This window comes from Pseudomonas sp. BIGb0176 (genome assembly GCF_024810175.1).
GTDB classification, from domain to species: Bacteria; Pseudomonadota; Gammaproteobacteria; order Pseudomonadales; family Pseudomonadaceae; genus Aquipseudomonas; species Aquipseudomonas protegens.
Genome location: NZ_JANUEC010000001.1, coordinates 2,260,092 through 2,279,529, shown reverse-complemented (window position 1 = coordinate 2,279,529; position 19,438 = coordinate 2,260,092). Strand labels below are relative to the sequence as shown.

Sequence of the window (19,438 nt, the reverse complement as noted above, 5' to 3'; positions counted from 1 at the left end):
GTAGCTGCTATTGAACTGGCGATTGTTCCAATAGCAGGTACAGCGAGGCGCTTGGTCATGCCTGGGGCAACGGCCTATTTATCCCAACTCCCCGGACACCCCTGGCACCCCTCCATATTGGCATCCTGAAAATTCCCATAGTGCTGCCGCGCCCCGCGCAGGTCGGCGCGTTCCAGATTGCTCTCGCCAAACTTCGCCTCCTGCAGATTGGCATCACTCAGATCGGCCCCTTGCAGATCCGCCTTGCTCAACCAGGCCATCTCCAGGTCCGCCGCCCGCAGTTTGGCCTGGTGCAGCTTGGCCCCGGACAGGCGGGCAAATTGCAGGTAGGCCGCGCTGAGGTCGGCTTTTTCGAATTGCGCGCCCTGGGCAAACAGGCCCCAGCCCTGGATCGCCATCAGCTTGGCGTCGGTGAAGTCCGCCAGCCGCAGGTTGCTCTGTTGCAGGCTGGCGCGGGTCAGGTTGGCGCCTTGCAGGCGGGCCTTTTCCAGGTTGGCCAGGTCCAGTTGGGCGTGGCGCAGGTCGGCGCCGGAGAGGTCGGCGCCGGCCAGGTTCATCTTGCGCAGGTCCTGGTTGGCCAGGTTGGCGCCGCGCAGGTTGGCGCCGGGGCATTGGCTGGCTTCGGCGATCAGGCAGCCGTTGATGGTCAGCGGGACGTCGTTGCCGTCGTCGTCGACGTTCATGGCCAAGGCGGGGGAGAGGCCCAACAGCAGGGCCAGGGGCAGGTAGTTCATGGTGCGGTTCTCCAGGCGGGAGTGAAGGCGGGTGTGGCGAGGGAGCGGGCTCCCTCGCCACAGACAAGGCGGGGATGATCAGCGTTGGGCGGTCTTGTTATCCCAGCTCGGGATCTTGAACACCCAGAACGAGCCGCCTTGGGCCACCGGCTTGGTCAGTTCGGCCATGTCGCCGCCCCACAGCGGCACCGCGCCGCCGTAGCCCACGGTCACGCCGATGTACTGCTCGCCATCCTGTTCCCAGGTGATGGGCGGCGAGACGATGCCGCTGCCGGTCTGGAATTTCCACAGCTCCTTGCCGGTCTTGGCGTCGAAGGCCTTGAAGAAGCCGTCGCCGGTGCCGGTGAACACCAGGTTGCCCTTGGTCGCCAGGACCCCGGCCCACAGCGGCAGGTGTTCCTTGTGCTCCCAGACCAGCTTGCCGGTGGTCGGGTCCATGGCGCGCAGGGTGCCGACGTGGTCGTCGTACATGCGCTTGATACGGAAACCCATGCCCAGGTAGGCCGAGCCTTTCTTGTAGTTCACTTCCTCGGTCCAGTACTCCTCCTTCCACTGGTTGCCGGGGATGTAGAACAGCCCGGTGTCCTGGCTGTAGGCCATGGGGTTCCAGTTCTTGCCACCCAGGAACGGCGGCGAGACTTCCACCGGCTTGCCCTTGGTTTCACCCGGCAGCGGCTTGGCCGGACGCTGGCCTTCGTTTTCCACCGGGCGGCCGGTCTTGAGGTCGATGTGGCTGGCCCAGGTGATGTTGTCGACGAAGGGGAAGGCGTTCTGCAATTTGCCGTTGTTGCGGTCCACCACGTAGAAGAAGCCGTTGCGGTCGGCGTGGCCGGTGGCCTTGACCACCTTGCCGTCCTTGCCCTTGTAGTCGAACAGCACCAGTTCGTTGTTGCCGGAGAAGTCCCAGGCGTCGTTCGGCGTGTGCTGGTAGAACCATTTCACTTCGCCGGTGCTTGGGTCGACGCCGACCTGGCCCGAGGTGTACAGGCTGTCGTAGTCGTGGGGGTTGCCGTCTTTGGCGGTGCGCGCCCAGGTGTTCCACGGCCCGGGGTTGCCGGCGCCGACGATGATGGTGTTGGTTTCGGCATCGAAGCTGGCGCTCTGCCAAGGGGCGCCGCCGCCGTGGCTCCAGGCTTCGACCTTGCCGGTTTCGGTGGTCTTGTCGTCGGGCCAGGACGGCGCCTTGACGTCGCCGGTGGGGGTGCTGTCCTTGCCGTTCAGGCGGCCCATGTGGCCTTCGACGAAGGGCCGCATCCACACCTCTTCGCCGGTCTCCGGGTCGCGGGCGAACAGCTGGCCGACCACGCCGAATTCATCGCCCGAGCTGCCGTGGATCAGCAGCACCTTGCCGCTGGTCTTGTCCTTGATCAGCACCGGGGCGCCGGTCATGGTGTAGCCGGCGCTGTGGTCGCCGAACTTCTTGTTCCACACCACCTTGCCGGTGTTCTTGTCCAGGGCGATGACCCGGGCGTCGAGGGTGCCGAAGTAGATCTTGTCGCCGTAGATCGCCGCGCCGCGGTTGACCACGTCGCAGCACGGGCGAATGTTGTCCGGCAGGCGGTGGTTGTAGGTCCACAGGCGCTTGCCGCTCTTGGCGTCCAGGGCGAACACCCGCGAGTAGGAGCCGGTGACGTAGACCACGCCGTCGCGGACGATGGCCTGGGATTCCTGGCCGCGCTGCTTCTCGTCGCCGAAGGAGTAGGACCAGGCCGGGGTCAGCTTGAACACGTTCTTGTCGTTGACCTGGGCCAGGGGGCTCCAGCGCTGGGCGTTGGTGCCCATGCCGTACTGCAGTACGTCCTTGGTGGTCAGGTGGTCGTTGGCGATGTCTTCCCAGGTCACGTTCTTGCCGGCAGGTGCCGCCGGGGCGGTGGCCGCTGTGGCCGCCGCGCCCAGGGACAGGCTGCCGGCCAGCAGCAGGGCCTGGACGGCAAGGCTCAGGGGGGAGAGGGCGGGTAGCGATCTTATTGTCATGGTTGCGGTTCCCAGTGGAGGTTTTGGCCTGACTAGGGTCTGCCGCGCGAGGCGCTTTGAGATACGGAAAAAGTCCCGCCCTTGCCGGGAATAGTTCCCGGGCGGCACCTGATTTAGGCCCGCGCCACAAGCCCTACTACCAAGGGAGTAGGGCGCGGCCACCAAAGCAGCATACGGCCGCCCTCCGGCTGTTTCTAAGATGGCGCCATGGCCTCTGTAGCTGAGGTCTTGCGTGCAATCTTGAGGGCATAACAATGACAACAAAACGCAACGCCTTGCTCGTGGTAGGGCTGCTGACCGGTGCCTTGGCCACCGGTGCCGTATGGGCCCATGGCAACGTGGTGCCCCAGGCGGTGGAGACCAAGGGCCTGACGCCGATCAAGGATGCCGGGGTGAGCGTCGATGGTGACGGCTGGGCCGCGGTCAACCCGTACCGCACCTCGCCCGAGCACGACAAGGCGGTGGAAATCGGCGCTTCGGCCTACAACCAGAACTGCGCCGCCTGCCATGGCCTGGAAGCCAAGTCCGGCGGTATCGCCCCGGACCTGCGCATGCTCGACGCCGGCGAAGCCGGGGATGAATGGTTCGTCGAGCGGGTGCGCCACGGCGCGGTGCGCGATGGCCGGGTGTACATGCCGAAGATGGCCGATTACCTGAGCCAGGAAGCCCTGTGGGCGGTGCGCACCTACCTGGACAGCGTGCGCGTCGAGGAGTGATCGCCATGGGCCGCTTCGCCCTGTTCCTGGTTGGCCTGCTGCTGTGTTGCGCCACGGCCCAGGCCGAGGTGCGCAACTACGACACGATGATCGCCTCCGGTGAACTGAAGGTGGCGGTGTACGAGGATTTTGCCCCCTACAGCTTCGAGGACCAGGGCCAGCCCCGAGGCGTCGACGTGGAGCTGGCGCAAGCCCTGGCCGAGGCCCTGGGGGTGCGCTTGCAACTGATCTGGGCGCCCCCGGGGGAGAAACTCGACGACGATTTGCGCGACTACATCTGGCGCGGCAGCCCGCTGCGCCACCAGCAGTTGGCCGACCTGATGATGCGCGTGCCCTACGACCACGACTACGCGCAAAAGCGCAACGAACTGGGGGAGCTGGCCAACGATCACGTGGTGATGTTCGGCCCCTATCAGGAGGAGCGCTGGCAGGTGGCATTCGACCGCCGCCGGCTGGATGCGGTGGCCAGTGTCGCGGTGTTCCAGGAGCACCCCATTGGCGTCGAAGTGGACAGCGTGCCGTCGTTCTACCTGACCTCGGTGTTCAACGGCATGCTCAGTGCCAAGACCCACCATTACCCCAGCGTGCAACAGGCGTTCGGCGCCTTGCGGGCCGGGCAGGTGGACGCGGTGATGGCCATGCGCGGCGAGATCGACTGGCAGTTGCATAAGGCCGCTGATCCGCAGTTGACCCTGGCGGAAAACGCCTACCCGAACATGGGCAAGCAGGTGTGGGAGATCGGCATGGCGGTGCATGAAAGCAACCGCCAGCTGGCCTATGCCGTGGAAGAGGCCCTGGAAGGGCTGATCCGCGACGGTCGCCTGCAGGCGCTGTACGCCCGTTATGGCCTGCGTTACGAGGTCCCACAGATGTATCAATAGGAGCTGCGATGAACTGGCGAGCGACCTGTCTGCTGGCGTGCTGGCTGCCCTTGGCGACCCCGGTGCTGGCCGCCGATCCGCAGGCCCCGGGCCCGGACCCGGTGCCCTCGGTGATGTGGGCCTTCTACCACAAGCAATTGCTGGGGGAGGCGGCGTTCGTCTTCGATGACCGGGTCAAGCTGCTGGCGCCGCCCTTTGCCGAGGATGCGCGGCAGGTGCCCCTGGAGATCGACGCCCGGGCCTTTGGCGGCGAGGTGGTACGCATCCTTGCCTGGGCCGAGCTCAACCCCTTGCCGCGCATCGTCGATTTCGAACCGGGGGAGCGAGTGCTGCCCTGGCTGTCGATCCGCATCCGTATCGAGCAGGCCACGCCGCTGCGCGCCGCGGTGCTGACCCGCGATGGCCTGTGGCACGTGGGCTCGACCCTGATCGATGCCGCGGGCGGCGGCTGTACCGCCCCCAGCGTGGTGCGCACCCAGCCCGGCTGGGAGGAGCACATCGGCGAGGTGCTGGGCGGGCGCTATCCCCGTGGGGATGCCAGCCGCCTGCGCTTGCAAGTGTCCCACCCGATGGACAACGGCCTGGTCAGCGGCGTCCCCGAATTCTTTCTCAACCACGCCGAATTGCGCGACCAGAACGACCAGCGCCTGGCCAGCCTCGAACTGTTCCCGGCGGTCAGCGAAAACCCCAACCTGGCGTTCGATATCCTGGGGCCGGGGCAGACCCGCTTGCTGTTGCGCGACAACAGCGGCAACCAGTTCGAGGCCAGGCTGCCCTGACCGCATCCTTTGACCCACCCGAGCCGAGGCGCGCCATGCGTTGGATCCTGCTGTTGCTGCTTTGCCTGGGCCTGCCGGCCCGGGCCGACCTGGACTATCCACTCAAGCCCCGGCAGATCGCCGCGGGCACCTGGCTGCTGGAAGGCAGCACCGACAACTTCGCCAAGGCCAATGGCGGCAACATCGTCAACACCGGCTTCATCGTCACCGACAGCGGGGTGGTGGTGATCGACAGCGGGCCGTCGAAACGCTACGGCGAAGCCTTGCGCCGGGCGATTGCCGCCACCACCGACAAGCCGGTGATCCAGTTGCTGCTGACCCACCATCACCCCGACCATGTGCTGGGCAATCAGGCTTTTGGCGACGTGCCCATCGGCGCCCTGGCCGGCACCAGCGACCTGCTGCGCCAGCAGGGCGAGGCCATGGCCGAGAACATGTACCGCATGGTCGGCGACTGGATGCGCGGCACCGAGGTGGTGCTGCCGACCCAGGTGCTTGAGCCCGGGGTGCTTGAGGTGGGCGGGCATCGCTTGCGCTTGCTGGGCCTGAGTGGGCACACCGGCGCTGATCTGGCGATTCTCGACGAGAACACCGGGGTGCTGTTTGCCGGTGACCTGGTGTTCTACGAGCGCGCGCTGACCACCCCCAACAGCCCGGGGCTCGGGGTCTGGCGCAAGGACCTGGACACCTTGCAGGCCTTGCCGTGGAAACTGATCGTGCCTGGCCATGGCCCGGTGGCGACGGATGCCCGGCCCTTTGCCCAGATGCGCGACTACCTGGGCTGGCTGGACGGGTTGATGCGCGACGGCGCCGCCCAGGGCGACGACATGGCGGAGATGATCCGCCGCCCGATCCCCGAGCGTTTTGCCAGCATCAGCCTGACCCGCTATGAGCTGATCCGCAGCGTCAGCCACCTGTACCCGCGTTACGAACGCCAGCGCCTGCAGCGTATCGACGGCCTGTAGGAGCCGGCTGGCCGGCGATGGCGGTCTTGCGGGCCCCTTCGCTGGCAAGCCAGCTCCTACGGTAGGCAGGGAGATCGGGTGGGGTTTTGTAGGCGTCGGCGGCCGCTCCTGTACCAAGGAACTAGAAAACTCCGCACTGCGGGCAATTGTTGGCAGGCAGGCCGGGACCAAGAATTCCCGGCAGACCGGGAAAATTTCCCGGGAACAACAATAACCGCCGAGGTAGCCGTCATGACCCAACCCCCACGTCGTCCCTTTTTCGCCGTGAGCCTGGTGCTCAGCGCCATGCTGCTGTCCAGCGCGGCCCTGGCCGCCGTCACCGATGAAGAGATCCTCCAGGACCCGAAGAACCCGCAGCAGATCGTCACCAACGGCCTGGGCGTCCAGGGCCAGCGCTACAGCCCGCTGGACATGCTCAACGTCGATAACGTCAAGGAGCTGCGGCCGGTCTGGGCCTTCTCCTTCGGCGGCGAGAAGCAGCGCGGCCAGCAGGCCCAGCCGCTGATCAAGGACGGGGTGATGTACATGACCGGTTCCTACTCGCGGGTGTTCGCGGTGGACGCGCGCACCGGCAAGAAGCTCTGGCAGTACGACGCGCGCCTGCCGGACGACATCCGCCCTTGCTGCGACGTGATCAACCGCGGCGTGGCGCTGTACGGCGACCTGGTGTTCTTCGGCACCCTGGACGCCAAGCTGGTGGCCCTGAACAAGGACACCGGCAAGGTGGTGTGGAGCAAGAAGGTCGCCGACCACAAAGAGGGTTATTCCATCAGCGCGGCGCCGATGATGGTCAACGGCAAGCTGATCACCGGGGTGGCCGGCGGCGAGTTCGGCGTGGTCGGCAAGATCCAGGCCTACGACCCGAAAAACGGCGAGCTGCTGTGGATGCGCCCCACCGTGGAAGGCCACATGGGCTACGTGTACAAGGACGGCAAGGCCATCGAGAACGGCATTTCCGGTGGCGAGGCGGGCAAGACCTGGCCGGGTGACCTGTGGAAGACCGGTGGCGCGGCGCCGTGGCTTGGCGGCTACTACGACCCGGAAACCAACCTGCTGCTGTTCGGCACCGGCAACCCGGCGCCGTGGAACTCCCACCTGCGCCCTGGCGACAACCTGTATTCCTCGTCGCGCCTGGCCCTGAACCCGGACGACGGCACCATCAAGTGGCACTTCCAGAGCACCCCCCACGACGGCTGGGACTTCGACGGCGTCAACGAGCTGATCTCCTTCAACTACAAGGAAGGCGGCAAGGAGATCAAGGCCGCCGCCACCGCCGACCGCAACGGCTTCTTCTACGTGCTCGATCGCACCAACGGCAAATTCATCCGCGGCTTCCCCTTTGTCGACAAGATCACCTGGGCCACCGGCCTGGATAAGAACGGCCGGCCGATCTACAACGAGGCCAGCCGCCCTGGCGCCCCGGGTAGCGAAGCCAAGGGCAGCTCGGTGTTCGTCGCCCCGGCCTTCCTCGGCGCCAAGAACTGGATGCCCATGGCCTACAACCGCGACACCGGGCTGTTCTATGTGCCGTCCAACGAATGGGGCATGGACATCTGGAACGAAGGCATCGCCTACAAGAAGGGCGCGGCGTTCCTCGGCGCGGGCTTCACCATCAAGCCGCTGAACGAGGATTACATCGGCGTGCTGCGGGCCATCGACCCCATCAGCGGCAAGGAAGTCTGGCGCCACAAGAACTTCGCGCCGCTGTGGGGCGGGGTGCTGACCACCAAGGGCAACCTGGTGTTCACCGGCACGCCTGAGGGCTTCCTCCAGGCGTTCAACGCCAAGACCGGCGAGAAGGTCTGGGAATTCCAGACCGGCTCCGGGGTCCTGGGCTCGCCCGTGACCTGGGAAATGGACGGCGAGCAGTACGTCTCGGTGCTCTCCGGCTGGGGCGGCGCGGTGCCGCTGTGGGGAGGCGAAGTGGCCAAGCGGGTCAAGGACTTCAACCAGGGCGGCATGCTCTGGACCTTCAAGCTGCCCAAGGACCTGGTGAGCAAACGCTAATCGTAGGAGCCAGCTTGCCGGCGAAGAGGCCCGCAAGAGCGCTTTCGCCGGCAAGCCGGCTCCTACAAAGCCCTAGCGATATCCCTGCCAACCGTAGGAGCCAGCTTGCTGGCGAAGAGGCCCGCAAGAGCGCTTTCGCCGGCAAGCCGGCTCCTACAAAGCCCTAGCGATATCCCTGCCGACCGTAGGAGCCAGCTTGCTGGCGAAGAGGCCCGCAAGAGCGCCTTCGCCGGCAAGCCGGCTCCCGCACAGGGCAATCAACCTACGACCAAATGACGAGAGCCCCCCTGCCAACGATGCATTCGTCCGGCACGCGGGGCTCTCTACCATCGAGCCATCGCCTGTCGTGGACAGGCATCGACCAGCAGAGGCCCAGCATGATCTACGCACAACCCGGAACCCCAGGCGCCGTCGTGTCCTTCAAGCCACGCTACGGCAATTTCATCGGTGGCCAGTTCGTGCCGCCGGTGGACGGCCAGTACTTCAGCAACACCTCGCCGGTCAACGGTGAGGTGATCGCCGAATTCCCGCGCTCCACTGCCGCGGACATCGACAAGGCCCTGGACGCCGCCCATGCCGCCGCCGATGCCTGGGGCAAGACCAGCGCCCAGGACCGTTCGCTGGTGCTGCTGAAGATTGCCGACCGCATCGAGCAGAACCTGGAGATCCTCGCGGTCAGCGAAACCTGGGACAACGGCAAGGCCGTGCGCGAAACCCTCAACGCCGACGTGCCCCTGGCCGCCGATCATTTCCGCTACTTCGCCGGTTGCATTCGTGCCCAGGAAGGCGGCGCCGCAGAGATCAACGAACTGACCACCGCCTACCATTTCCACGAACCCCTGGGCGTGGTCGGGCAGATCATCCCGTGGAACTTCCCGCTGCTGATGGCCGCCTGGAAGCTGGCCCCGGCCCTGGCCGCCGGCAACTGCGTGGTGCTCAAGCCCGCCGAGCAGACCCCGCTGTCGATCATGGTCTTCGCCGAGCTGATCGCCGACCTGCTGCCGGCCGGGGTGCTGAACATCGTCCAGGGCTTTGGCCGCGAAGCCGGCGAGGCCCTGGCCACCAGCAAGCGCATCGCCAAGATCGCCTTCACCGGCTCGACCCCGGTGGGCTCGCACATCATGAAATGCGCCGCCGAGAACATCATTCCGTCCACCGTCGAACTGGGCGGCAAGTCGCCGAACATCTTCTTCGAAGACATCATGCAGGCCGAACCCAAGTTCATCGAAAAGGCCGCCGAAGGCCTGGTGCTGGCGTTCTTCAACCAGGGGGAAGTCTGCACCTGCCCATCCCGGGCCCTGGTCCAGGAATCGATCTACGAGCCGTTCATGGCCGAGGTGATGAAGAAGATCGTCAAGATCAAGCGCGGCAACCCGCTGGACACCGAGACCATGGTCGGCGCCCAGGCGTCGCAGCAGCAGTACGAGAAGATCCTCTCCTACCTGCAGATCGCTCAGGAGGAGGGCGCCGAGCTGCTCACCGGTGGCGCCGCCGAGCTGTTGGAAGGTGACCTGGCCAGCGGCTATTACATCCAGCCGACCCTGCTCAAGGGCCACAACAAGATGCGCGTGTTCCAGGAAGAGATCTTCGGCCCGGTGGTGGGCGTGACCACCTTCAAGGACGAAGCCGAGGCCCTGGCGATCGCCAACGACAGCGAGTTCGGCCTGGGCGCCGGGCTGTGGACCCGCGACATCAACCGCGCCTACCGCATGGGCCGGGCGATCAAGGCCGGCCGCGTGTGGACCAACTGCTACCACCTGTACCCGGCCCACGCCGCGTTCGGTGGCTACAAGAAATCCGGGGTGGGCCGCGAGACCCACAAGATGATGCTCGACCACTACCAGCAGACCAAGAACCTGCTGGTGAGCTACGACATCAACCCCCTGGGCTTCTTCTAAGGGCAACAACAGGCGCGGTGGTTGGGTGCCGCCGCGCTTGTGCGGGACGGACACGGGGAGGGCTCATGGGTGGGCACCTCCCCGTGTGCGTTGTGGGCGCAGCACTGCCATCCCTGTAGGAGCCAGCTTGCTGGCGAAGGGGCCCGCAAGCCCACCCCCATTTCCCCCTACCAACGCACCCGCCGGTTCGTCCCAAAGTAGCATTCGGCCCCCGCGCTCCCCGTGCATTAATGCCTTTACCGGAATCCCCCGGCACAACAAGAGGCTTGACCCCATGTGGCATAAACCCGCGTACACCGACCTGCGTATCGGCTTTGAAGTGACCATGTACTTCGCCAACCGCTGAGCCGTCCCGCTCCGGCCGGTACTGGTGTCGGCCGGAGCCTTTTGCCCTTCAGGAGCACCTCATGCATATCCGCATTCTCGGTTCCGCGGCGGGGGGCGGTTTTCCCCAGTGGAACTGCAACTGCCGTAACTGTGCCGGCGTGCGCGACGGCAGCCTGCGCGCCCGGCGCCGCACCCAGTCGTCCATCGCCCTGAGCGACCAGGGCAGCGAGTGGATCCTGTGCAACGCCTCCCCGGACATTCGCCAGCAGCTGGAGTCCTTTCCGGTGCTGCAACCGGCCCGACAGCTTCGGGACACCGCCCTGGCCGGAGTGATCCTGCTGGACAGCCAGATCGACCATTGCACCGGCCTGCTCAGCCTGCGCGAAGGCTGCCCGCATCAGGTCTGGTGCACCGAGATGGTCCACCAGGACCTGTGCAGCGGCTTCCCCCTGTTCAACATCCTCAGCCACTGGAACGGCGGCTTGCAGTGGCAGCCCATCCACCTCGATGGCCGGGAATTCAGCCTGCCGGCCTGCCCGGACATCGCGCTGCGGGCGATTGCCCTGCGCAGCAGCGCGCCGCCGTATTCGCCCCATCGCGGCAACCCGCACCCGGGGGACAATATCGGCCTGTTCATCGAGGACCGGCGCAGCGGCGCCAGCCTGTTCTATGCCCCGGGTCTGGGGCAGGTGGATGAGGCCCTGCTGGCGTGGATGGAGCGCGCCGATTGCCTGCTGGTGGACGGCACCTTGTGGCGCGACGATGAAATGCGCGTCTGTGGCGTCGGCGACAAGCTGGGCAGCGAGATGGGCCATCTGGCGCAAAGCGGCCCCGGCGGCATGCTTGAGGTGCTGGAGCGCTTTCCCCGGGCGCGCAAGGTGCTGATCCACATCAACAACACTAACCCGATCCTCGACGAGGACTCCCCCGAGCACGCCGAACTGACCCGCCGCGGCATCGAAGTGGCGTACGACGGCATGGATGTTCACCTCTGATCTGCACAGCGCACGTCGCATGCACCACACGCCGTACGCTACATACCGTAGGAGCCAGCTTGCTGGCGAAGGGGCCCGCAAGACCGCCTTCGCCGGCAAGCCGGCTCCTACAGGGGAGAGACGGGCAGGGGCCGGATCACCACCACCCAATGGTCGGATTGCTTTCAGCAACGGATGCTTTAGGCTGGCGTTCTTCTCCAGAACAATAAGAAAACAGGCTTCCCCCATGAGCCAGAATCTCAGTCTGCTGCGCAAGTTCGTGTCCCCGGAAATCATCTTTGGTGCCGGTTGCCGGCATAACGTCGGCAACTATGCGAAGACCTTCGGTGCGCGCAAGGTGCTGGTGGTCACCGACCCCGGGGTGATCGCCGCCGGCTGGGTCGCCGATGTCGAGGCCAGCCTGCTGGCCCAGGGCGTCGAGTACTGCCTGTACAGCGCGGTGTCGCCCAACCCGCGGGTGGAGGAGGTGATGCACGGCGCGCAGATCTACCGGGAAAACGCCTGCGATGTGATCGTCGCGGTCGGTGGCGGCAGCCCCATGGATTGCGGCAAGGGCATCGGCATCGTCGCCGCCCACGGGCGCAGCATCCTCGAGTTCGAGGGGGTGGACACCATCCGCATGCCCAGCCCCCCGCTGATCATGATCCCGACCACTGCCGGCACCTCGGCGGATGTCTCGCAGTTCGTGATCATCTCCAACCAGCAGGAGCGGATGAAGTTCTCCATCGTCAGCAAGGCGGTGGTCCCTGATGTGTCGCTGATCGACCCGGAAACCACCCAGGGCATGGACCCCTTCCTTTCCGCCTGCACCGGCATCGACGCCCTGGTGCATGCCATCGAGGCTTTCGTTTCCACCGGCCACGGGCCGCTGACCGATCCCCACGCCCTGGAAGCCATGCGCCTGATCAATGGCAACCTGGTGCAGATGATCGCCAACCCCGCGGATATCGCCCTGCGCGAGAAGATCATGCTCGGCAGCATGCAGGCCGGGCTGGCGTTCTCCAACGCGATCCTAGGCGCGGTGCATGCCATGTCCCACAGCCTGGGGGGCTTTCTCGACCTGCCTCACGGGCTGTGCAACGCGGTGCTGGTGGAGCATGTGGTGGCCTTCAACTACAGCGCGGCGCCGGAGCGCTTCAAGGTGATTGCCGAGACTTTCGGCATCGACTGCCGCGGGCTCAACCAGCGGCAGATCTGCGGGCGCCTGGTGGAGCACCTGATCGCCCTCAAGCGCGCCATCGGCTTCCACGAGACCCTGGGCCTGCATGGGGTCAGCAGCAGCGATATTCCGTTCCTCTCGCAGCACGCAATGGGCGACCCATGCATCCTCACCAACCCTCGTGAATCCAGCCAGCGTGATGTCGAGGTGGTCTATGGCGAGGCCCTCTGACGAACAGCAACGGGCCCTGGCCGGGCTCTTGGGGCTGGGCAACCACTCGGCGCGCAAGAGCCATTACCCGGAACTGGCGGCGCGCCTGGAAGACCTGGAAACCGAGCGCAACCGCTACAAGTGGCTGTTCGAGAACGCGGTGCACGGCATCTTCCAGGCCAGCCTGCAGGCCGGCATGCGTGCCGCCAACCCGGCCCTGGCGCGCATGCTGGGGTATCAGGACCCCCAGGAAGTGCTGTTTTCCCTGGCCGACCTGGCGGGCAACCTGTTCGTGGGCGGCGCTGGGGAACTGGCGGCCATCGGCGAGCAGTTGCAGAACCAGCGCAGCCTGCTGGGTTACGAAACCCAGCTGCGGCGCAAGGACGGCAGCAGCATCGATGTGCTGATGAACCTGTTGCTCAAGCCCGACCAGGACGGGCTGGTTGAAGGGTTCGTCGCCGACATCACCGAGCGCAAGCTGGCCCAGCAGCACCTGGAACAGCTCAACGACCAGCTGGAGCAGCGGGTGGCGGCGCGCACCGATGAGTTGCTGGACGCCAACCGCAACCTGCAGCAGCAGATCGCCCGGCGCGAGCGCATTGAGCGCGACCTGCGCGAGGCCCGGGACGCCGCCGAGGCGGCCAACCGCAGCAAGGACAAGTACCTGGCCGCCGCCAGCCACGACCTGCTGCAACCTCTGAATGCCGCACGCCTGCTGATTTCCACCCTGCGCGAGCGCAGCCTGCCGGCCCCGGAGCAACTGCTGGTGGAACGCACCCACCAGGCCCTGGAAGGCGCCGAGGACCTGCTCACCGACCTGCTGGATATTTCCAGGCTCGATCAGGCGGCGGTGAAGCCGGACCTGGCCACCTACCGCCTGGATGAAATGCTCGCGCCCCTGGTTTCCGAGTTCCAGTCGGTGGCCGAGGCGGCGGGGCTGGGGCTGCGGGTGCGCTTCGGTGATTTTGCCCTGTTCACCGACTTGCGGCTGATGACGCGGATCCTGCGCAACTTCCTCAGCAATGCCTGCCGCTACACCGAGCGCGGCAGCATCCTGCTGGCGGCGCGGCGCCGGGGCGACCAGTTGCGGCTGGAGGTGTGGGACACCGGGCGCGGCATTGCCGCCGACCGCCTGGAGTCGATTTTCCTTGAATTCAACCAGCTGGATGTAGGCCGCGCCGCCGACCGCAAAGGGGTGGGCCTGGGGCTGGCGATTGTCGAGCGCATCGCCAAGATCCTCGGCTATCGGGTGCAGGTAGCGTCGCGGCCGGGGCACGGTTCGCGGTTCAGCATCGAGGTGCCCCTGGCGGCCCGGGTGCCCTTGCCCTTGAGCCAGCAGGCGCCGCAGCCGGGCACCGGCAACCCGCTGCCGGGGCGGCGCCTGCTGGTGCTGGACAACGAGTTGAGCATTCTTGAAAGCATGGCCGCGCTGCTCGGCCAGTGGGGCTGCGAGGTGCTGACCGCCACCGATCAGGCCGCGGCCCTGGAGGTGCTGCAGGGCCGGGCGCCGGAGTTGATCCTGGCGGACTTCCACCTGGATCACGGGGTCACCGGCTGCCAGGTGGTCAGGCGCTTGCGCGAGCATTTCCAACAACCGCTGCCGGCGGTGATCATCACCGCCGACCGCAGCGACCAGTGCCGCCGCGCCTTGCAGCAACTGGGCGCGCCGCTGCTCAACAAACCGGTGAAGCCGGGCAAGTTGCGGGCCGTGCTCAGCCAGTTGCTGGGCTAGTGGTGGCAAGGGGGGCGGCTAAATCGATGCGCCGCGCGGGGCTCAGATGATGCGCAGCATCCACAGTAGGCCCAGGTAGACCGCTGCACAGCCCAGGGGCCAGACCACCAGCAGGCGGGTCTGGCTGAAGAACGACGGCGCTTTGCCCACCAGGGTCGAGTCTTCCAGCTGTTGCAGGGTCTTGGCGGGGACGCCTTCCTCCACCGGGGCCTGGAGCTGGGCCTCGATCAGCGGCTCGACTTCTTCGACCTTGCGTATCATCCCCCGGCCCGTGGCGAACAGCGCCGCGCCGACGAAGATCAGCAGATAGATCACCAGGAATTTCCAGTGGGAGGAGTAGCTCAGGTCGAGGAAGCTGGGCGTCGGGCTGTTGTCCCAGAACCAGTTCAAAGGCTGGGTGTTGGCATTGACCTGGTACACGAAATACTTGATCGGGCGGTTGATGGTCGAGGCCATGGTGGTGTAGCTGTCCAGGCGCCAGTAGAGCATTTTCAGGGTCGAGAAAAAGGTCGAGATCAAGGCACCGGTAAACAACAGTGCGCCTGCGGCGATGTACAGCCGGTACTGCAATTGGGCCCTGGTGTAGGTCATGGGTGCTTCCTGCAATGAACAAACGGGCCGCAATACTATATTCCGTGGCCGCTGGGCGATAGGGGCGCGCCCTGGTTCATCGGTTGCCGCGCTGCAGGTTTGCGCTGGTGCCATGGGCGACACGGGTTATCCTTGAGCCCCCTTCAGGTCGGACGAGTCAGCCCATGCTGGAAGTGCAAGGAGTGTTCAAGAGCTATGCCACCCCCCAGGGGCCGCTGGCGGTGCTGCAGGGTGTCGATTTGCACCTGGGGCAGGACAGCAGCCTGGCGCTGATGGGCGAATCCGGCAGCGGCAAGAGCACCTTGCTGCACCTGGTGGCCGGGCTGGACAGGGTGGATGGCGGCAGCATTTGCATCGGCGCCCAGCGTCTGGAGCGCATGAGCGAAAGCCAGTTGGCCAACTGGCGCCGCACCGAAGTCGGCCTGGTGTTCCAGCAGTTCAACCTGATCGGCAGCTTGCGGGTCGAGGACAACCTGGGTTTCCAGGCGCGCCTGGCCGGGCGCTTCGATCCGCGCTGGCAGGCGCAGTTGGTGGAACGCCTGGGCCTGGGGGACTTGCTGCGCCGCTACCCCGAGCAGTTGTCCGGCGGCCAGCAGCAGCGGGTCGCTTTGGGCCGGGCCCTGGCGTCGAGGCCCGGGCTGTTGCTGGCCGATGAGCCCACCGGCAGCCTCGATGAAACCACCAGTGACCAGGTGCTGGATTTGCTGCTGGAATTGCTGGCCGACAGCCCCACCAGTTTGCTGATGGTGACCCACAGCCAGCGCGTGGCCAGCCGTTTGCAACACACCGTGGTCCTGCAGCGTGGCCGCCTGGCCGCAGCGGGCGGGGCCTGAGATGCGGGTGCTGCGTGGCACCTTGCAGGCGCTGTTGAGCCACTGGCGCCAGCACCCGGTGCAGTTCTTCAGTGTGCTCACCGGTTTGTGGCTGGCCACCAGCCTGCTGACCGGGGTCCTGGCCCTCAACAGCCAGGCCCGGGACAGCTATGCCCGGGCCAGCCAGTTGATTGGCGGTGAACCTCAGGCCAGCCTGGGCACGGCCACTGGCGCAAGCTTTGCCCAGCAATGGTTCGTCGACCTGCGCCGGGCCGGCTGGCCGGTGTCGCCGGTGCTGCAAGGGCGGGTGCAGTTGCAGGGCTTCGAGGCGCTGCGCCTGCAACTGATGGGCATCGAGCCTTTGTCCTTGCCCGCCGGTTCCGCAGTGGCCGGCAAGCCACTGGCGATGCAGCAGGTGGTGGAATTCTTCAGCCCGCCGGGGCGTACCTGGGTTGCCCCAGAGACCCTCGCCAGCCTCGGCTACCGCGAGGGCCAGCAGCCCCGTGCCAGCAATGGCCGGCTGCTGCCGCCGTTGCAGGTGCAGGCGGACATGGCCCCGGGGCTGCTGCTGATGGACATCGGCTTTGCCCAGCAGGTACTGGACCAGCCGGGGCAACTGAGCCGCCTGCTGCTGCCCCGGGACTTTGCCGCCCGCGCGCCGCCCTTGCCGGCCGAGCTGGCGGGGCAACTGGTGCTGCATTTGGGCGAGTCGGAAAACACCCTGGCGCGCCTGACCGAGAGCTTTCACCTGAACCTGGATGCCTTGGGTTTCCTGTCCTTCGTGGTCGGGCTGTTCATCGTGCATGCCGCCATCGGCCTGGCCCTGGAGCAGCGTCGTGGCCTGCTGCGGACCTTGCGCGCCTGCGGGGTCAGTGCGCGGCTGCTGATCTTCAGCCTGATTCTGGAACTGGGGGCCCTGGCGCTGCTGGGTGGAGTGGCGGGGGTCATCAGCGGCTACCTGCTGGCCGGGCTGCTGCTGCCGGACGTGGCCGCCAGCCTGCGCGGCTTGTACGGCGCCGAGGTGGCGGGGCAGTTGAACCTCAGCCCCGGGTGGTGGTTCAGCGGTATCGGCCTGAGCCTGTTGGGGGCCTTGCTGGCCGGCGCCGCCAGCCTGCTGCGGGCGGCGCGCCTGCCGCTGCTGGCCCTGGCCAACCCCCAGGCCTGGCATCAGGCCCATGCCCGCTGGCTGCGCCGCCAGGGTGCGGTGGCCGTAGTGGCGCTGCTGCTGGCCCTGGCGGCGTGGCAGTGGGGCGACAGCCTGGCCAGCGGCTTTGTGCTGATGGCGGCCTTGCTGCTGGCGGCGGCCCTGGGCCTGCCGGTGCTGCTCGATGCGGTGCTCGGGGCCTTGCTGGGGCACCGGCGTGGGGTGCTGGGGCAGTGGTTTCTTGCCGATTGCCGCCAGCAACTGCCGGCCCTGAGCCTGGCCCTGATGGCGCTGCTGCTGGCGCTGGCGGCGAATATCGGCGCCGGCAGCATGACGGCAGGGTTTCGCGAAACCTTCAACGACTGGCTGGAGCAACGCCTGAGCGCCGAGTTGTATGTCAATCCGCAGAGCCCGGAGCAGGCCCGGCAGTTGCTGGACTGGTTGCCGCAACAGGCCCAGGTTGCCGCGGTGCTGCCCAGCTGGCAGGTGGCGTTGCAGGTGCAGGGTTGGCCGGCGGACCTGTATGGGGTGATCGACCATTCCAGCTACCGCCAGCACTGGCCGCTCCTGGAAAGCGACGGCGCCGAGCCCTGGGCACAACTGGCGAGCCAGGACACCCTGATGCTCAGTGAACAGCTGGCCCGACGCCTGAAGGTGCGCCCCGGCGACCGCCTGAGCCTGCCGGTGCCCGCCGGGCAGTGGGCGCCCCGGGTGGTGGGGATCTACGCCGACTATGGCAACCCCAAGGGCCACCTGCTGGTGAATGCCGGGCACTTGCTGGCGCATTGGCCAGCGCTGACGCCGAGCCGTTTCAACCTGCGCCTGGCGCCGGGAGCGATGCCCGGGCTGGTCGGCGCCTTGCAACAGCAGTTCGCCCTGGACGACAGCCGGATCATCGATCAGGCCCGGCTCAAGGGCTGGTCGCAGCAGGTCTTTGAACGCACCTTCGCCGCCACCGCCGCCCTCAACAGCCTGACCCTGGGGGTGTCCGGGGTGGCGCTGTTCATCAGCCTGCTGACCCAGAGCCAGAGCCGGCTGGGCCAGCTGGCGCCGCTCTGGGCCCTGGGGGTGGGGCGGCGTCAACTGATGCTGCTGAACCTCGGGCAGACCTGGCTGCTGGCCTTGCTCACCCTGGTCCTGGCGCTGCCGCTGGGCATCCTCCTGGCCTGGTGCCTGGACAGCGTGATCAATGTCCAGGCCTTTGGTTGGCGCCTGCCGTTGCGGGTGTTCCCCGGGCAGCTTCTGCAACTTTTGGGCCTGGCCATGCTGGCGACTCTGTTGGCATCGGCCTGGCCGCTGCTGCGTTTGTACCGCGCGCAACCGGCGGACCTGCTGAGGACTTTTGCCCATGAAGACTGATGTGTTGGGCCGGGCCCTGGCGGGGTTGCTGCTGGCGCTGCTGGCCGGTTGTGAACAGCCCGCCGAGCCGCCCCAGGGTTTTGCCGGCCTGGGCAGCGAGGCCGCGGCCTTCACCCCGGTGTTGCCGGGGCGCAGTTTCAGCTTTCCTGCCGACCACGGTGCCCATGACGGGTTTCGCATCGAGTGGTGGTACCTCACGGCAGACCTGAGCGACGCCCAGGGCCGCCACTTCGGCGTGCAGTGGACGCTGTTTCGCAGTGCCCTGCGGGCCGCTCCCGAACAACTGGGCTGGGGCGCGCCGCTGGTGTGGCTGGGCCATGCAGCGGCCACTTCGGCCCAGAGCCACCACGCCGCCGAGCGCTATGCCCGGGGTGGCGTCGGCCAGGCCGGGGTGATCGCGCAGCCGTTCCAGGCCTGGATCGACGACTGGCAGTTGAGCACCCTGAACAGCGCCGGCGACCCCCTGGCGCGGATGCAGGTGCAGGCCGCGGGGCCGGGGTTCGCCTATCGCCTGCAACTTTCCAGCAGCCGGCCGCTGGTGCTGCAGGGCGAGGGCGGCTACAGCCGCAAGTCCGACCAGGGGCAGGCCTCCTACTACTACAGCCAGCCGTTCTTCCAGGCCGCGGGGGAGTTGCAGATCGATGGCCAGCGCTATCAGGTCAGCGGCCCGGCCTGGCTCGACCGGGAATGGAGCAGCCAGCCCCTGGGCGCGGACCAGAGCGGCTGGGACTGGTTCTCTCTGCACCTGGACAGCGGCGAGCGGCTGATGCTGTTCCGGGTCCGCGAGCGGGACAAGGCGCCCTATATCACCGGCACCTGGATCAGCACCGATGGCCACACCCAGAGCCTGGGCAAGGAGCAGATCCAGTTGCTGCCGCTGGCCCAGTCCAGGGTCCAGGGCCGCAGCCTGCCCACCACCTGGCAACTGAAGATCCCCGCCAAGGGCCTGGATATCACCACCCGGGCCCTGAACCCCCAGGCCTGGATGAACCTGAGCATTCCCTACTGGGAAGGGCCGCTGCAATTCGCTGGCAGCCACAGTGGCAGCGGCTACCTGGAGATGACCGGTTATTGAGGGCGCCGCGACGCTTGCACCCATCCCCCCGGTGAAAGCTGGCAGGGCGTCTATGCTCAAGGGCCTGACTGAAAGTCAGT

The 19,438-nt window shown here is 66.7% G+C and carries 16 protein-coding genes; 13 read left to right on the top strand and 3 right to left on the bottom strand.

Annotated elements, in window-relative coordinates:
* Positions 1 to 74 precede the first annotated feature (74 nt).
* The gene (locus M2395_RS09920; RefSeq protein ID WP_077933790.1) at positions 75 to 734 is read right to left on the bottom strand and encodes a pentapeptide repeat-containing protein; all 660 of its coding nucleotides are present in this window, start codon (positions 732 to 734) and stop codon (positions 75 to 77) included.
* A 78-nt stretch (positions 735 to 812) separates the two neighbouring features.
* The gene (gene exaA / locus M2395_RS09915; protein ID WP_123430376.1) at positions 813 to 2,708 is read right to left on the bottom strand and encodes a quinoprotein ethanol dehydrogenase; all 1,896 of its coding nucleotides are present in this window, start codon (positions 2,706 to 2,708) and stop codon (positions 813 to 815) included.
* A gap of 254 nt (positions 2,709 to 2,962) precedes the next feature.
* Between exaA and pedF the strand changes: the two genes are divergently transcribed.
* From pedF to M2395_RS09865, 10 genes are all read left to right on the top strand, one after another.
* The gene (gene pedF, locus M2395_RS09910) at positions 2,963 to 3,424 is read left to right on the top strand and encodes a cytochrome c-550 PedF (RefSeq protein WP_077933791.1); all 462 of its coding nucleotides are present in this window, start codon (positions 2,963 to 2,965) and stop codon (positions 3,422 to 3,424) included.
* A 5-nt stretch (positions 3,425 to 3,429) separates the two neighbouring features.
* Positions 3,430 to 4,305, top strand: a complete 876-nt coding sequence (locus M2395_RS09905) for an ABC transporter substrate-binding protein (protein WP_123430377.1) — start codon at positions 3,430 to 3,432, stop codon at positions 4,303 to 4,305.
* 8 nt (positions 4,306 to 4,313) lie between these two features.
* On the top strand, positions 4,314 to 5,084 hold the full coding sequence (locus M2395_RS09900) for a quinoprotein dehydrogenase-associated SoxYZ-like carrier (protein ID WP_077933793.1): 771 nt from the start codon (positions 4,314 to 4,316) through the stop codon (positions 5,082 to 5,084).
* A 35-nt stretch (positions 5,085 to 5,119) separates the two neighbouring features.
* On the top strand, positions 5,120 to 6,049 hold the full coding sequence (locus tag M2395_RS09895) for a quinoprotein relay system zinc metallohydrolase 1 (protein ID WP_123430378.1): 930 nt from the start codon (positions 5,120 to 5,122) through the stop codon (positions 6,047 to 6,049).
* A gap of 231 nt (positions 6,050 to 6,280) precedes the next feature.
* A complete protein-coding gene (gene pedH / locus M2395_RS09890; RefSeq protein WP_123430379.1) occupies positions 6,281 to 8,056 on the top strand; it encodes a PQQ-dependent alcohol dehydrogenase PedH in 1,776 nt (591 codons plus the stop codon).
* A 377-nt stretch (positions 8,057 to 8,433) separates the two neighbouring features.
* Positions 8,434 to 9,954 carry an aldehyde dehydrogenase family protein gene (locus M2395_RS09885; RefSeq protein WP_015635021.1) on the top strand — a complete coding sequence of 507 codons (1,521 nt, stop codon included), beginning with the start codon at positions 8,434 to 8,436 and terminating at the stop codon, positions 9,952 to 9,954.
* Between the two features lie 274 nt (positions 9,955 to 10,228).
* On the top strand, positions 10,229 to 10,300 hold the full coding sequence (gene pqqA / locus M2395_RS09880; RefSeq protein ID WP_011060521.1) for a pyrroloquinoline quinone precursor peptide PqqA: 72 nt from the start codon (positions 10,229 to 10,231) through the stop codon (positions 10,298 to 10,300).
* 61 nt (positions 10,301 to 10,361) lie between these two features.
* Positions 10,362 to 11,276: a pyrroloquinoline quinone biosynthesis protein PqqB gene (gene pqqB / locus M2395_RS09875; protein WP_077933795.1), complete on the top strand. Its 915-nt coding sequence runs from the start codon at positions 10,362 to 10,364 to the stop codon at positions 11,274 to 11,276.
* 226 nt (positions 11,277 to 11,502) lie between these two features.
* Positions 11,503 to 12,666, top strand: a complete 1,164-nt coding sequence (ercA, locus tag M2395_RS09870) for an alcohol dehydrogenase-like regulatory protein ErcA (RefSeq protein WP_077933796.1) — start codon at positions 11,503 to 11,505, stop codon at positions 12,664 to 12,666.
* Positions 12,650 to 14,377, top strand: coding sequence for a NahK/ErcS family hybrid sensor histidine kinase/response regulator (locus M2395_RS09865; RefSeq protein ID WP_015635023.1), 1,728 nt, complete (start codon positions 12,650 to 12,652; stop codon positions 14,375 to 14,377). The genes ercA and M2395_RS09865 overlap by 17 nt, the downstream gene beginning before the upstream one ends.
* A gap of 42 nt (positions 14,378 to 14,419) precedes the next feature.
* Here the strand turns inward: M2395_RS09865 and M2395_RS09860 are convergent, their stop codons facing one another.
* Positions 14,420 to 14,968, bottom strand: a complete 549-nt coding sequence (locus M2395_RS09860) for a YniB family protein (RefSeq protein ID WP_019093656.1) — start codon at positions 14,966 to 14,968, stop codon at positions 14,420 to 14,422.
* A gap of 164 nt (positions 14,969 to 15,132) precedes the next feature.
* Between M2395_RS09860 and M2395_RS09855 the strand changes: the two genes are divergently transcribed.
* From M2395_RS09855 to M2395_RS09845, 3 genes are read left to right on the top strand one after another with little or no spacing between them, the layout of a single operon-like run.
* Entirely contained in the window at positions 15,133 to 15,801 is a 669-nt protein-coding gene (locus M2395_RS09855) for an ABC transporter ATP-binding protein (RefSeq protein ID WP_123430381.1), read from the top strand.
* Between the two features lies 1 nt (position 15,802).
* Complete coding sequence (locus M2395_RS09850; protein ID WP_123430428.1) at positions 15,803 to 18,283, top strand: FtsX-like permease family protein; 2,481 nt, start codon at positions 15,803 to 15,805, stop codon at positions 18,281 to 18,283.
* Positions 18,273 to 19,358 (top strand): lipocalin-like domain-containing protein, encoded by a 1,086-nt coding sequence (locus tag M2395_RS09845; protein ID WP_123430382.1) that lies wholly within the window; start codon positions 18,273 to 18,275, stop codon positions 19,356 to 19,358. The genes M2395_RS09850 and M2395_RS09845 overlap by 11 nt, the downstream gene beginning before the upstream one ends.
* Positions 19,359 to 19,438: the final 80 nt, after the last annotated feature.